General features: G+C 64.6%; 16 protein-coding genes and 2 tRNA genes. 15 read left to right on the top strand and 3 right to left on the bottom strand.

Annotated elements, in window-relative coordinates:
- Nucleotides 1-62 precede the first annotated feature (62 nt).
- Nucleotides 63-491 carry a PACE efflux transporter gene (locus tag ACN0V4_RS13755; protein WP_417677030.1) on the top strand — a complete coding sequence of 143 codons (429 nt, stop codon included), beginning with the start codon at nucleotides 63-65 and terminating at the stop codon, nucleotides 489-491.
- Nucleotides 492-573: 82 nt separating this feature from the next.
- Here the strand turns inward: ACN0V4_RS13755 and ACN0V4_RS13750 are convergent.
- A tRNA-Thr gene (locus tag ACN0V4_RS13750) sits at nucleotides 574-648 on the bottom strand.
- 165 nt (nucleotides 649-813) lie between these two features.
- The gene (locus tag ACN0V4_RS13745) at nucleotides 814-2592 is read right to left on the bottom strand and encodes a laminin B domain-containing protein (protein WP_417677028.1); all 1779 of its coding nucleotides are present in this window, start codon (nucleotides 2590-2592) and stop codon (nucleotides 814-816) included.
- A 212-nt stretch (nucleotides 2593-2804) separates the two neighbouring features.
- On the opposite strand from ACN0V4_RS13745, the gene ACN0V4_RS13740 reads away from it, so the two are divergent.
- From ACN0V4_RS13740 to ACN0V4_RS13675, 14 genes are all read left to right on the top strand, one after another.
- Complete coding sequence (locus tag ACN0V4_RS13740; protein WP_417677026.1) at nucleotides 2805-2972, top strand: hypothetical protein; 168 nt, start codon at nucleotides 2805-2807, stop codon at nucleotides 2970-2972.
- A gap of 6 nt (nucleotides 2973-2978) precedes the next feature.
- Nucleotides 2979-4244: a UDP-N-acetylglucosamine 1-carboxyvinyltransferase gene (gene murA, locus ACN0V4_RS13735; RefSeq protein ID WP_417677024.1), complete on the top strand. Its 1266-nt coding sequence runs from the start codon at nucleotides 2979-2981 to the stop codon at nucleotides 4242-4244.
- Complete coding sequence (locus ACN0V4_RS13730; protein WP_417677022.1) at nucleotides 4244-4714, top strand: DUF2948 family protein; 471 nt, start codon at nucleotides 4244-4246, stop codon at nucleotides 4712-4714. Before murA ends, ACN0V4_RS13730 begins: the two co-directional genes overlap by 1 nt.
- Nucleotides 4711-5181: a GNAT family N-acetyltransferase gene (locus ACN0V4_RS13725; RefSeq protein ID WP_417677020.1), complete on the top strand. Its 471-nt coding sequence runs from the start codon at nucleotides 4711-4713 to the stop codon at nucleotides 5179-5181. The genes ACN0V4_RS13730 and ACN0V4_RS13725 overlap by 4 nt, the downstream gene beginning before the upstream one ends.
- A gap of 48 nt (nucleotides 5182-5229) precedes the next feature.
- The gene (gene hisD / locus ACN0V4_RS13720) at nucleotides 5230-6531 is read left to right on the top strand and encodes a histidinol dehydrogenase (protein ID WP_417677018.1); all 1302 of its coding nucleotides are present in this window, start codon (nucleotides 5230-5232) and stop codon (nucleotides 6529-6531) included.
- A 15-nt stretch (nucleotides 6532-6546) separates the two neighbouring features.
- The gene (locus ACN0V4_RS13715; protein ID WP_417677016.1) at nucleotides 6547-7026 is read left to right on the top strand and encodes a UPF0262 family protein; all 480 of its coding nucleotides are present in this window, start codon (nucleotides 6547-6549) and stop codon (nucleotides 7024-7026) included.
- A gap of 3 nt (nucleotides 7027-7029) precedes the next feature.
- A complete protein-coding gene (locus ACN0V4_RS13710) occupies nucleotides 7030-7488 on the top strand; it encodes a low molecular weight phosphatase family protein (protein ID WP_417677014.1) in 459 nt (152 codons plus the stop codon).
- Nucleotides 7485-7877, top strand: coding sequence for a ketosteroid isomerase-related protein (locus ACN0V4_RS13705; protein WP_417677012.1), 393 nt, complete (start codon nucleotides 7485-7487; stop codon nucleotides 7875-7877). The genes ACN0V4_RS13710 and ACN0V4_RS13705 overlap by 4 nt, the downstream gene beginning before the upstream one ends.
- Nucleotides 7874-8458, top strand: coding sequence for a GNAT family N-acetyltransferase (locus ACN0V4_RS13700; RefSeq protein ID WP_417677010.1), 585 nt, complete (start codon nucleotides 7874-7876; stop codon nucleotides 8456-8458). The genes ACN0V4_RS13705 and ACN0V4_RS13700 overlap by 4 nt, the downstream gene beginning before the upstream one ends.
- Nucleotides 8459-8598: 140 nt before the next feature.
- Nucleotides 8599-8817 carry a translation initiation factor IF-1 gene (infA, locus tag ACN0V4_RS13695; protein WP_005978431.1) on the top strand — a complete coding sequence of 73 codons (219 nt, stop codon included), beginning with the start codon at nucleotides 8599-8601 and terminating at the stop codon, nucleotides 8815-8817.
- Nucleotides 8818-8859: 42 nt separating this feature from the next.
- Nucleotides 8860-9441 (top strand): Maf family protein, encoded by a 582-nt coding sequence (locus tag ACN0V4_RS13690; RefSeq protein ID WP_417677008.1) that lies wholly within the window; start codon nucleotides 8860-8862, stop codon nucleotides 9439-9441.
- On the top strand, nucleotides 9438-10475 hold the full coding sequence (locus ACN0V4_RS13685; RefSeq protein ID WP_417677006.1) for a ribonuclease E/G: 1038 nt from the start codon (nucleotides 9438-9440) through the stop codon (nucleotides 10473-10475). Before ACN0V4_RS13690 ends, ACN0V4_RS13685 begins: the two co-directional genes overlap by 4 nt.
- Nucleotides 10472-10654: a DNA gyrase inhibitor YacG gene (locus ACN0V4_RS13680; RefSeq protein ID WP_417677004.1), complete on the top strand. Its 183-nt coding sequence runs from the start codon at nucleotides 10472-10474 to the stop codon at nucleotides 10652-10654. The genes ACN0V4_RS13685 and ACN0V4_RS13680 overlap by 4 nt, the downstream gene beginning before the upstream one ends.
- An 83-nt stretch (nucleotides 10655-10737) precedes the next feature.
- A tRNA-Phe gene (locus ACN0V4_RS13675) sits at nucleotides 10738-10812 on the top strand.
- Nucleotides 10813-11096: 284 nt separating this feature from the next.
- Here ACN0V4_RS13675 and ACN0V4_RS13670 read toward each other — a convergent pair.
- Nucleotides 11097-11864, bottom strand: a complete 768-nt coding sequence (locus ACN0V4_RS13670; protein ID WP_417677002.1) for a hypothetical protein — start codon at nucleotides 11862-11864, stop codon at nucleotides 11097-11099.
- Nucleotides 11865-12029: the final 165 nt, after the last annotated feature.

Below are 12029 nucleotides of genomic sequence, written 5' to 3'. Positions count from 1 at the left end.
TGCACTGCCCGGCCTTCTCGCCCATCCCGGACATTCCTTTGCCGCCAGGACCAGATGGGCCCATGAGAACCACCCGAGATCGCATCCGCCACGCCATTCTGTTCGAACTGATCGCCCTGATCATCGCCACGCCGCTGGGCGGGCTGATCTTCGGTGTCGAGATCAGCCTTTTCGGCGTCATCACCGTGATCAGCGCGACCATCGCCATGATCTGGAACTATATTTTCAACCTTGGCTTCGATCACGGCATGCTGCGGGTCTTCGGCGATCTCCGCAAGACGCTGGCGGTCAGGATCGTCCATGCCCTGCTGTTCGAGGTCGGGCTGCTCTGCCTGCTCGTCCCCTTCATCGCCTGGTATCTCGCGGCGACCCTGTGGCAGGCGCTGATGATGGATCTCGCGCTGGCGGGCTTCTACGTGACCTATGCCATGGTCTTCAACTGGGCCTATGACGCGGTTTTCCCGGTGCCGCTGCGAGATGCGCCCGACTGATCCGGGCGCCGATCCGCAGACCGCAGACAACGCAGCCGATCGTCGACCTTTTTGGGGTCTAGTCTTTGAAATCTAAGGGAAATGGTGCTGCTGGACAGGATTGAACTGTCGACCTCTCCCTTACCAAGGGAGTGCTCTACCACTGAGCTACAGCAGCGCCGTGGGCGGCTGATTAGATGCAAATCGCGGGGGGCGCAAGCGGTCTTTCGGATTTTTTTCCGGTTTTTTTCCCGCGCCTCCGGAGACGGGCATTTTCCCCCTCTCTCGCCAGCTGTTCGGGGGTGGCGGGGCCGGGTGTTCCGGCCTCGCGCCCCGGGGGCGATCAGAACAGGAAGTCGCCCGCATCGAGATCGGCCAGCAGAACCCCTTTCAGCGTCAGCATGTCGCCGCCCGTGGCCTCGATCACCACATCCGCCCCGACCTGCGTCATGTGGTGCGCCGCGAGATCGGCGAAATCGGTGATCTCGGCCACGCCGGCCAGGTTGATCCTTTCCTTCGCGTCGAGGGCGTCGAAATCGAGAATCTTGTCGGCGCCATAGCCATCCTTGAAGATGAAGGTATCGCCGCCATTGCCGCCGATCAGCTTGTCATTGCCGGCGCCGCCGTCGAGCTTGTCGCGCCCGTTGCCGCCATAGAGCTTGTCAAAGCCCGCGTCGCCGAAAAGCCTGTCGTTGCCGACCTCGCCCTTAAGCACATCTGCCTTGGTGCCGCCGCGCAGGAGATCGGCGCCCTCGCCGCCCAGCAGCCGATCGGCGCCGCCCAATCCCTTGAGCACATTGGCCCCGTCCGACCCTCGGATAGTATTCGACAGGGCGTTGCCGATTACATCCAGATCATTGTCGCCGGCCAGGGTCAGGCTGGTCACGCCGACCAGCTTCAGCACCGTCTCGACCGCGCGATTGCTCTGCACCGTCAGCCCGTTGTCGGTGACCTCATAGAGCGCCTCGGTCACCGCGGTGGCCTTGTTGATCTGGACCACATTGCCGTCCTCGGTCACCGCCAAAGCCTCCGCCAAGGTGCCGTGGTTCGACAGCAGCAGCCCCTGGGTGGTGTCCGACAGCACCCGCACCGCCGCCGCATCCGGCGTCAGCACCACGTTGTCGAGCCCGCCGGTATCGGTTCCCGAGACATATTCGCCGCGAATCCGCAGAGCGGAGATATCGGCCAGCGCCGTCTCGATCTCGGCCTGGGTCGCCACCTCGCCGGTGGAGGAACCGATCCGCCAGTCGGCGGAAGTATCCAGCGCCACCTGGTAATGGGTCCAGTCGAGCCCCGGATTCTCGGCCGTGCTCAGCGCGAGGGTGATGCCATTGCCCACGATCACCACATCATCCGCGTCGAACTGGGAATCGATCGGATCCTGCTTGAGATCGAAGGACAGGGTGCCGCCGGCATAGGCCGACTTGTCACCAAGGAATTTCTCGGGCGCGATGAAGTACCAGACATCGCCATAGGCGTAATCCACCGCCTCGACATAGCCGCCGGGATTGCCGCCGTCGCCGACCCAGTTGAATTCCTTGACGTCGGCGATGAAGGACCAGCCGTCGATATCGCTGTCGAAGGTCGACGCCACCTTGACCCCGACATACTCAGGCGGCGTCACCGGCTCGCCCGTCACGACGACATTGTCCAGGTTGCTGGCGTCGCCTGTCGTGCCGTTGACGAATTCCCCGCGAATCAAGAATCTTTCCAGATTGCCCAGAACATCGCGAATCTGCGCCTCGCTCGCCACCGAGCCGCTGAGCGTGCTGAGCCGCCAGCCGCCCCCCAGGGCCAAACTGACGGAATAAGAAGTCCAGTCCGTGCCAGGGTTGTCGCCCACGTCCAGCACCAGCTCGAGCCCGGCCCCGGTCAGGACCAGGTCAACGTCATCGAACTGGTTGATATCGACATCCTGCTTCATCTCGAAGCTGAGGGAGCCGCCATAATAGTCGGAAAGATTGCCCAGATAGCTGTCGGGCGCCGCGAAATACCAGACACCGCTCCCGCCTTCGGTGCCGCGCAGGCTGCCGGCGGGATCGCCCTCGGTGTCGGAAAAGCTCTGGGTCGCATTGGTGGCAACCCACCCTTCCAGATCGCTGGTGAACATGCTGCTGATCATTTGTCTCTCCTCCTGGCAAAGCACGGCCTTCAGGGGCGAGACATCCGCTGCGCCCAGGCGAATGCGGTGACGCCTGCCCCATTGGCGTTGCGATCGACCGTAAGACACATCCCAGATGCCGCATTGATTTATATCAACCACAGCGACGCAGCGAGAGGCAGAGGCTGCGGCACAATCTGGACCGAAGTGTCAGGCTGGGGTAGAGAACGGACATGGCACCCAGAACAAAGAACACCGACAAAACCAAACCGGCGGCGGATCGCGAGGATCGCCTGAAGGCAGCGCTCAAGGCCAATATGGCCAAGCGCAAGGCACAGGCACGCGCACGGGCGGCGGCGACTGGGGATGAGGCCAGCGATACAGGCGAAAACGAAGGGTAGAGGCAGATGGATTCGATTTTGGTCACCGGCAACGGGCCGCTCAGCGGTCAGATTCCGATCGCGGGCGCCAAGAATGCCTGCCTCACCCTGATGCCGGCGACGTTGCTCAGCGAAGAGCCGCTGACGCTGACCAATGCGCCCAGGCTGTCGGACATCCGCACCATGACGGCGCTGCTGCAATCGCTGGGGGCCGAGGTCACCAGCCTGCAGAACGGCCAGGTGCTGGCGATGTCGAGCCATGATCTGAACAACCACGTCGCCGACTATGACATCGTGCGCAAGATGCGCGCCTCGAACCTGGTGTTGGGGCCGATGCTGGCGCGGCTGGGCCATGCCGTCGTCTCCCTGCCCGGCGGCTGCGCCATCGGGGCGCGGCCGATGGATCTGCATATCCACGGGCTCGAGGCGCTGGGGGCCGAGATCGAGCTGCGCGATGGCTATCTGCACGCCAAGGCGCCACGCGGGTTGAAGGGCGCGGTGGTGGACTTCTCCTTCGCCTCGGTCGGCGCCACCGAGAACGTGATGATGGCGGCGACGCTGGCCAAGGGCACCACGGTGCTGAAGAACGCCGCCCGCGAACCCGAAATCGTCGACCTGGCCACCTGCCTGCGCAAGATGGGCGCCCGGATCGAGGGCGACGGCACCTCGGTCATCACCATCGAGGGGGTCGACCGGCTGAACGGCGCGACCCATCCGGTGGTGACCGACCGGATCGAACTGGGCACCTATATGCTCGCCCCGGCGATCGCGGGGGGCGAGGTCGAATGCCTGGGCGGGCGGCTCGATCTGGTGGCGAGCTTTGCGGCAAAGCTGGAACAGGCCGGCGTCACGGTGACCGAGACCGGCCAGGGCCTCAAGGTCACCCGCAAGGGTGGCCCGATCCGCGCCGTCGATGTGACGACCGAACCCTTCCCCGGCTTCCCCACCGACCTGCAGGCGCAGATGATGGCGCTGCTGGCCACCGCCGAGGGCACCAGCGTGCTGGAAGAGCGCATTTTCGAGAATCGCTTCATGCACGCGCCAGAGCTGATGCGCATGGGTGCCCGGATCGACGTGCAGGGCGGCACCGCCCGGGTCACCGGGGTCGAACAGCTCAAGGGCGCGCCGGTGATGGCGACCGATCTGCGCGCTTCCGTGTCACTGATCCTTGCCGGCCTCGCCGCCGAAGGGGAAACCGTGGTCAGCCGGGTCTATCATCTGGACCGCGGATATGAGCATGTGGAAACTAAGCTGCAGGCAGTGGGCGCGAAAATCGAACGGATCAGGGGCTGATGACCGAAGACGCAACATTCGAAGAAGGCCGCGAGGCGCCGCTGAATTTGGGGGCCGTCGATGCCGAGGATCTGAAGATCATCGCCACCCTGACGCAGGACGCGATCTTCACCGCCGCGGATATGAGCTGGAAGTCGCGCCAACGCCGCTTCGCCATCCTGCTGAACCGCTTCCGCTGGGAAGATCAGGGCCGCACACGGCATGGCGCCGAACGGGTCCGCGCCTTGCTGGTGATCGACGAGGTGCTGGGCGTCGCCAGCCAGGGCATCGACCACCGCGACAAGGATCTGGTGCTGTCGCTGCTGTCGATCGACTTCGAACCGGGCGAGGATGGCGCAGGCGATCTGCTGCTGACCCTCGCCGGCGATGGCGCGCTGCGGCTGCAGGTCGAGGCGCTGGACATCACGCTGAAGGATGTCACCCGCCCCTATCGGGCGATTTCAGGCCACACGCCCGAGCACCCTGAGTGAGCATCACCCTCCGCCCTGCCCGGCCCGGGGACTCGGCAGAGGCCGCCCGGATCCTCACCGCCTCGATCACAGCGCTCTGCGGCGCCGATCACGGTGACGATCCCGAGGCCCTGGCCAATTGGGTTGCCAACAAGACACCGGAGAGCGTGGCGCGGATGATTGCCACCGGCGGCATCCGGATCGCCGAGCTGGACGGAGCCCCCGCCGCCGTCGGCGCGGTCGATATCTCCGAGGGCACCATCACGCTGAATTACGTCGATCCCGCCTATCGGCGTCGCGGTCTCTCCACCGCCCTGCTCGCGGCGATGGAGGCGGAACTGTCCGCCGCCGGGATCGTCACCGCGAGGGTGACCTCTACCGCCACGGCGCGGGATTTCTATCTGCGCCATGGCTGGCGCAGCGCCGGACCGGGGCGCACCGGACGCTGGATCCTGGGGTTTCCGCTGGAGAAACGCCTCAACCCTTGAGACCCCGCGCCTGCGATTGTATGGGGGACCATCCGCCGGAGACCCAGAATGCCCCAGTTTCTTGACACCACCGCAGCCGATTTCGAAACCGCCTTCGCCGCCCTGCTGGGCGCCAAGCGCGAAGACAGCCCCGATGTGGACGCCATCGTCGCCGATATCATCGCCGATGTGCGCGCCCGCGGCGATCATGCGGTGATCGAGCTGACGGCGAAATTCGACCGGCTGGAGCTGACGCCCGAAACGCTGGCCTTCTCGCCCGAGGAGATTGCCGCCGCGGTGGCCCAGGTCGCACCTGCCGACCGCGCCGCGCTGGAACTGGCGGCCGAACGCATCCGCGCCTATCACGTCCGGCAGATGCCGCCGAACCAGCTCTGGACCGATCCGGACGGCGCCACCCTGGGCTGGCGATGGTCGGCCGTCGCCGCCGCCGGCCTCTATGTGCCGGGCGGGCTCGCCTCCTATCCCTCCTCGGTGCTGATGAACGCGATCCCCGCCAAGGTCGCCGGGGTGGACCGGCTCGCGATCGCGGTGCCGACGCCCGATGGGGTGGTCAACCCGCTAGTCCTGCTGGCCGCCCAGATCGCCGGGGTGGACAAGATTTACCGCATCGGCGGCGCCCAGGCGATCGCGGCACTCGCCTATGGCACCGAGACCATCAAGCCGGTCGACAAGATCACCGGGCCGGGCAACGCCTTTGTCGCCGCCGCCAAGCGGCGGGTCTTCGGCAAGGTCGGCATCGACATGATCGCCGGCCCTTCGGAAATCCTGGTGATCGCCGACAAGGATAACAACCCCGACTGGATCGCGCTCGACCTGATGAGCCAGGCAGAGCATGACGCCAGCGCCCAGGCGATGTTGATCACCGACGATGCGGAATTCGGCCGGAAGGTCGCCGAAGCGGTCGACAAGCGGCTGCAAACGCTGCAACGGCGCGAGATCGCCAAAGCAAGCTGGCGCGACTTCGGCGCGGTGATCACCGTGCGCGATCTGGACGAGGCCGCCGTGCTGTCGAACCGCATCGCGCCCGAACACCTGGAACTCTGCGTCGCCGACCCGGAATCGCTGTCCGCGCACTGCATCCACGCTGGTGCCATCTTCCTGGGCCAATTCACCCCGGAGGCGATCGGCGATTATGTCGGCGGCCCGAACCATGTGCTGCCGACGGCACGGTCTGCGCGGTTTTCCTCTGGTCTGAGCGTTCTGGACTTCCTCAAACGCACCACTCTGTCCAAGATGACCCCCGAAGCGCTGAAAGCGATCGGCCCCACCGCCGAGCGTCTGGCGCAATCGGAAAGCCTCGAGGCGCACGGGCTGTCGGTTCGCGCGCGTCTGGATCAACTGAACAACTAGGGTAGTAGTCGGCCCATGTCTCATATCGTGGATATCGCGCTGGACGATGCGGGGCTGCCCCCGCCCACGCCGGAAATCGAACAGGAACGCAAGGTCGCCATGTTCGACCTCCTGGAACAGAACAGCTTTACCCTGCCCAAGCGGGACGATCGAATCGTCCCCGAGGGCCCCTATCGGGTGATGCTGTCGATCCGGGAAAAGCGGCTGGTCTTCGACATCGAGACGGAAGAAGGCCAGAAGGCCGCCGAATTTCATCTTTCGCTCGGGCCGTTCCGGCAGGTGGTGAAGGATTATTTCCAGATCTGCGAATCCTACTACAACGCGGTCAAGACCATGCCCCCCAGCCAGATCGAGACCATCGACATGGCCCGGCGCGGCATTCACAACGAAGGCAGCCGCGTGTTGCGCGAGCGCCTCGAGGGCAAGGCCGATGTCGATGACGACACCGCCCGCCGCCTGTTCACCCTGATCTGCGTCCTGCACTTCGGGGGATAATTCGTGGAATCCTTGCCGCAGTCGGTACTGTTCTGCTGCGATCACAATGCCTGCAGATCCCCCATGGCCGAAGGGATCATGAAGAAATTCTACGGCATGTCGACCTATGTACAATCGGCCGGCGTGGAAAGCGATCTTGAGATCGACGGCTTTGCCATCGCCGTCTGCGACGAGATCGGGGTGGAGCTGTCGCGCCACCAGTCGCGTTCGTTCGACGAGATGCAGCGGCGCGGCGACGACCTGAGTTCCTTCGACCTGGTGGTGGCGCTGTCCCCCGCCAGCCAGAGCCGGGCGCTGCAATTGACCCGGTTCTTCCATCTGACGGTGGAATTCTGGCCCATCCTGGATCCGACCGGCATGGGCGAGACCCGCGACCAAAAACTGGCCGCCTATCGGCAGGCCCGCGACCAGATCATTGCCCGCCTCAAGGAAAAATGGGGCGAACCGAGGGACACCCGATGACTGCCATTCTCAAAGCCTATTTCGACGCCTTCAACGCCGGCGACGTGCCCGCCATGCTGGCCTGCCTGACCGATGACGTGGCCCATCACGTCAACGAGGGCCAGATCCGCGTCGGCAAGGTGAAATTCGCCGAGTTCTGCGCCCACATGAGCCGCTGCTACAAGGAAGAGCTGACCGATATCGTGCTGTTCGAGGCCGCGGACGGTCGCCGCGGCGCGGCGGAATTCATCGTCAACGGCACCTATCTGCACACCGACGGCGATCTGCCCGAAGCGCATGGCCAGACCTATCGGCTGCCGGGCGGATCGTTCTTCGACATCCGCGACGGCAAGATCGCCCGGGTGACCACCTATTACAACCTGGCCGACTGGATCCGTCAGGTCAAATGATCCAGACGCGGGTTCTGACCGGCGCCGCGCTCGACGCGGCGCTGGAGGATGTCGCCGGCCTCCGGATCGCGGTGTTCCGCGACTGGCCCTATCTCTATGACGGCAACCTGGACTATGAACGGCGCTATCTTCAGTCCTATCGCGACAGCGAAGATGCCATCTTGGTCGGCGCCTTCGCGGGCGACCGGCTGATCGGGGCTTCGACCGGAACGCCGCTGGCGGATCATGCCGACGATTTCGCCGAAGCCTACGCCGACACCGGCCTGAGCCTGGATCAGGTGTTCTATTGCGCCGAATCGGTGCTGCTGCCCGGTTATCGCGGCCATGGCATCGGGCATAAGTTCTTTGATGCCCGGGAAAATCACGCCCGCCGTCTGGGGTTCCGCTATAGCGCCTTCTGCGCCGTTGAGCGCCCCGCCGACCACCCGTTGCGCCCCGCCGATTATCGTCCGCTCGATCCGTTCTGGCGTGCCCGCGGCTATGACAAGCTGCCCGGTGCGATGGCCAGGTTCAATTGGAAGGATATCGACCGGGAAGACGAATCACGTCATCCGCTGCAGATGTGGATTCGCCCCCTCTGACCGCGACGCAGGACGATTTTCCCCGACGATTCGGTCACATTTCGCCGCAAAGCGGCATTGCAGCCTTGAAATACAGGGCGAATGAGATCATTTAAGCGCACGTTCCGCAGCTTGGCGGATCAATCAGCAATGGAGATAACATGGCCAAGGAAGATACGCTCGAATTTCCCGGTGTCGTGAAGGAACTCCTGCCCAATGCGACGTTCCGGGTCGAGCTTGAAAACGGCCATGAGATCATCGCACATACGGCAGGCAAGATGCGCAAGAACCGGATTCGTGTTCTTGCCGGCGACAAGGTGCAGGTCGAAATGACCCCCTACGATCTGACCAAGGGTCGGATCAACTATCGCTTCAAGTAAGCGCGCGCCCCGGCGCGGACCCATTGCGCGAGGGCCCATGCGATGAAACTTATCCTGGGCTCTGGCAGCCCGCGCCGCCGCGATCTGCTGGCGCAGATCGGCGTTGTTCCTGACGCCATCCTTCCCCCCGACATCGACGAAGACCCGACGGCGGGGGAACTGCCCCGCCCCTATTGTCAGCGCCTTGCGCGCGAGAAGGCCGCCGCCGTCGCGGCCGGCCCCGATGACATCGTGCTCTGCGCCGATACCACCGTGGCGCTTGGCCGTCGGATCCTGGGCAAACCGGTCGACGCGGCCGAGGCCGAGGCCTTCCTGCGCGCCCTCTCCGGGCGCCGGCACCGGGTGATCACCGCCGTGGCGGTACGCCGGGGCGACCGGCTGTGGGAACGCGACGTGGTCAGCGCGGTGAAGATGAAACGGCTGTCGGATCAGGAAATCGCCGCCTATGTCGCCAGCGGCGACTGGCAGGGCAAGGCCGGCGGTTATGGCATCCAGGGCATGGCCGGCGCCTTCATCCCCTGGATCGAAGGCTCGTTCACCAGCATCGTCGGCCTGCCGCTAGCCGAGGCCGCAGGGCTTTTGCAGGCGGCGGGGTATCCGCTTTATCGAAAGGGTCAGCCATGAAGGGCCGGCAAATCATTCTCGATCACATCGGCGACCAAGAGGCCGCGGCGTTGATGATCGACGGGCAGCTTGAGGATATCCTGATCGACAGCGATGCCCCCCGCCCCGGCGCCATCTATCGCGCCATCGCGCAGCGGCCGATGAAGGGGCAAGGCGGGCTGTTCCTCGACACGCCCGACGGCACCGCCTATCTGCGCCAGATCAAGGGCATCGCGCCCGGTCAGGCGCTGCTGGTGCAGGTCACCGGCTATGCCGAGCCCGGCAAGGCGATCCCGGTCACCGCGCGCCTCCTGTTCAAGAGCCGCTATGCCATCGTCACCCCCGAGGCGCCCGGCGTGAACCTGTCCCGCCGCATCCACGATGAGGAGGAGCGTATCCGCATCCTCGCCGCCGCGGGCACCGAACTGGCCGAGGCCAGTGCGCATGGGATCATCCTGCGCTCGGCCTGCGAGGGCGCTGACGAGGACGACATCGCCGAAGATGTCGATGCCATGCTGGAGCTGGCCGACAAGGTGCTGGCCGATGCCGAAGGACCGGCCGAGACGCTGACCGAGGGCGACGGCCCCCATCTTCTGGCCTGGCGCGACTGGTCGGAGCCCGCCGAGGTCGAGACCGAAGTCGGCGGCTTTGCCCGCCTTGGCGTGCTGGATGCGCTGGAGGCGCTGAAGACCACGCGCGTACCGCTGTCCGGCGGTGCCTTCCTGTTTGTCGAGCCGACCCATGCGCTGATCGCCGTCGACGTGAACACCGGGGCCGACACCTCGCTGGCCGCCGGCATCAAGGCGAATATCGCCGCCGCCCGAGAATTGCCCCGCCAGTTGCGGCTCAGGGGACTGGGCGGCCAGATCATCATCGACCTGGCGCCGATGCCGAAGAAGGATCGCCGCACTTTCGAGTCGGTGCTGCGCGCCGCCTTCAAGCACGACACCGAAGAGACGGTTCTCGCCGGCTGGACGCCCCTTGGAAACTATGAACTCCAGCGCAAGCGCGGGCGGCTTCCTCTGGTTCCCCAGCTGAGGGAGGCCGGGCTGTGAGCTGCCCCATCTGCAAGCGCGAGACCGATCCGAAATACCGCCCCTTCTGCTCGAAACGCTGCGCCGATATCGACCTCGGAATTTGGCTGAAAGGCGGCTATTCGATCCCCTCCGATGCCCCGGAAGATATTGAAAACGCAGAAGAAGAGGCAGACGCCGCACAAAAGTGGCAACATTAGTGACAAGAAGATGAAAATGCCTCTGGACACCCGCCGCGGCGTCGCCTAGAAGGCCCACACCCAAAGGCAAACGCCTTTCCCGTGCCCGGGTAGCTCAGGGGTAGAGCAGTGGATTGAAAATCCTCGTGTCGGTGGTTCGATTCCGCCCCCGGGCACCATTTTAAAATCATGATAAGATTGAGAAAATTTTGTGAACCCATCGGCGCTTCGCAAAATTTTGTGCGCGTGGGTACGCAGCGGGGACGCAAATTGCCTTGGGGCTTCATTTCTATCATAAGCATTGCATCTGCCGCCCCCTAACGCCGCCAGCGCCCCTCCGGTGCCTCAAATGGTGCAACCGGGAAGCGTAGTGGCGCGGGTAACCTCCTACACCCGGCCACCTTCTCCCTTATCGACAGGACACGATGCGCTGGATTGATGGTCGGCAGCGACAGGCCCCAACTCACTCAAGGATGTTTGCCCCCGGTGGCGGGAGGTCGGCGAGCAGTCGCTGCAGATCCGCCCCCTGGAGTTCGCGAGCCTCCATGAGCGCCGTTGCGAGGTCGGTCAGTTTGCCGGTATGCAGTTGCAGAAGCCTCTCAGCCCGGGTGGTAGCTTGCGCGAGCTTCGCGCGGATGCGCTGCTTTTCGCCCTCGGTCAGCCGGCGCATGTCGGCGGCGCCCAACCATGCATCACCGTTCTTTCCGAGCCCCAGCTCACGATCCGTACTTAGGACAAGCGCGGTGGCCTGGGCGATGTCGCTACGCGCATCTCCGCCGGCTCCGCCGGAGATGGAGCCGATCAGCAGCCGTTCGGCTGCGCGACCGGCCATATGGATGACCAGTTCGGCCTCGATCTCCTCGACCGTCAGTTGCCGCAGGGCGATCATACGTTCGGTCAGGCCGCCCTTTTCTGAGATCGAGACTCTGGCGACAGAACCTGGAACGAGACATGCGGCGGCTAGGAGATGTCCGGCCTCATGCACGGCGATCCTGTGGAGCAGTTTGGGATCGGTCTTGGCCAACCCGAGCTGGGTGCGGAGGAGATCGGTGGAGAGTGGCGACTTGGCACGGCGCGCCACCGCCTTCGCCGCCCGGACCGCGGCATCGATCTCCGCAGGCGTCTTGCCGACCGCCTGTCGCGCGAGTTGCCGGATATCGTCCGGGTCGAGCGCTTCAGATACCCCCTTCGCAAGGATCCGGGTGATGTCCAGACAGGATGGGTGCGGCATCTGAACGACCTGGTCAAAGCGGCCCGGTCGGGTGGTAATCCCCCCATTTTTGCGGGGGCTTGGTCGTAGACTTTACGCGGCCATCTTCAGTTTCTGGGCGGGTGTCATGCCGCCATTGCCCATGTTGGGGCGCTCGTTGTTGTAGGACCAGAGCCACTCGGTGGC

Origin of the sequence: Pseudodonghicola sp. (assembly GCF_048268305.1) — a bacterium.
Taxonomy (GTDB): domain Bacteria; phylum Pseudomonadota; class Alphaproteobacteria; order Rhodobacterales; family Rhodobacteraceae; genus Pseudodonghicola.
The sequence above is the reverse complement of the archived record's forward strand: the minus strand, read 5'-3'. Positions and strand labels throughout refer to the sequence as shown.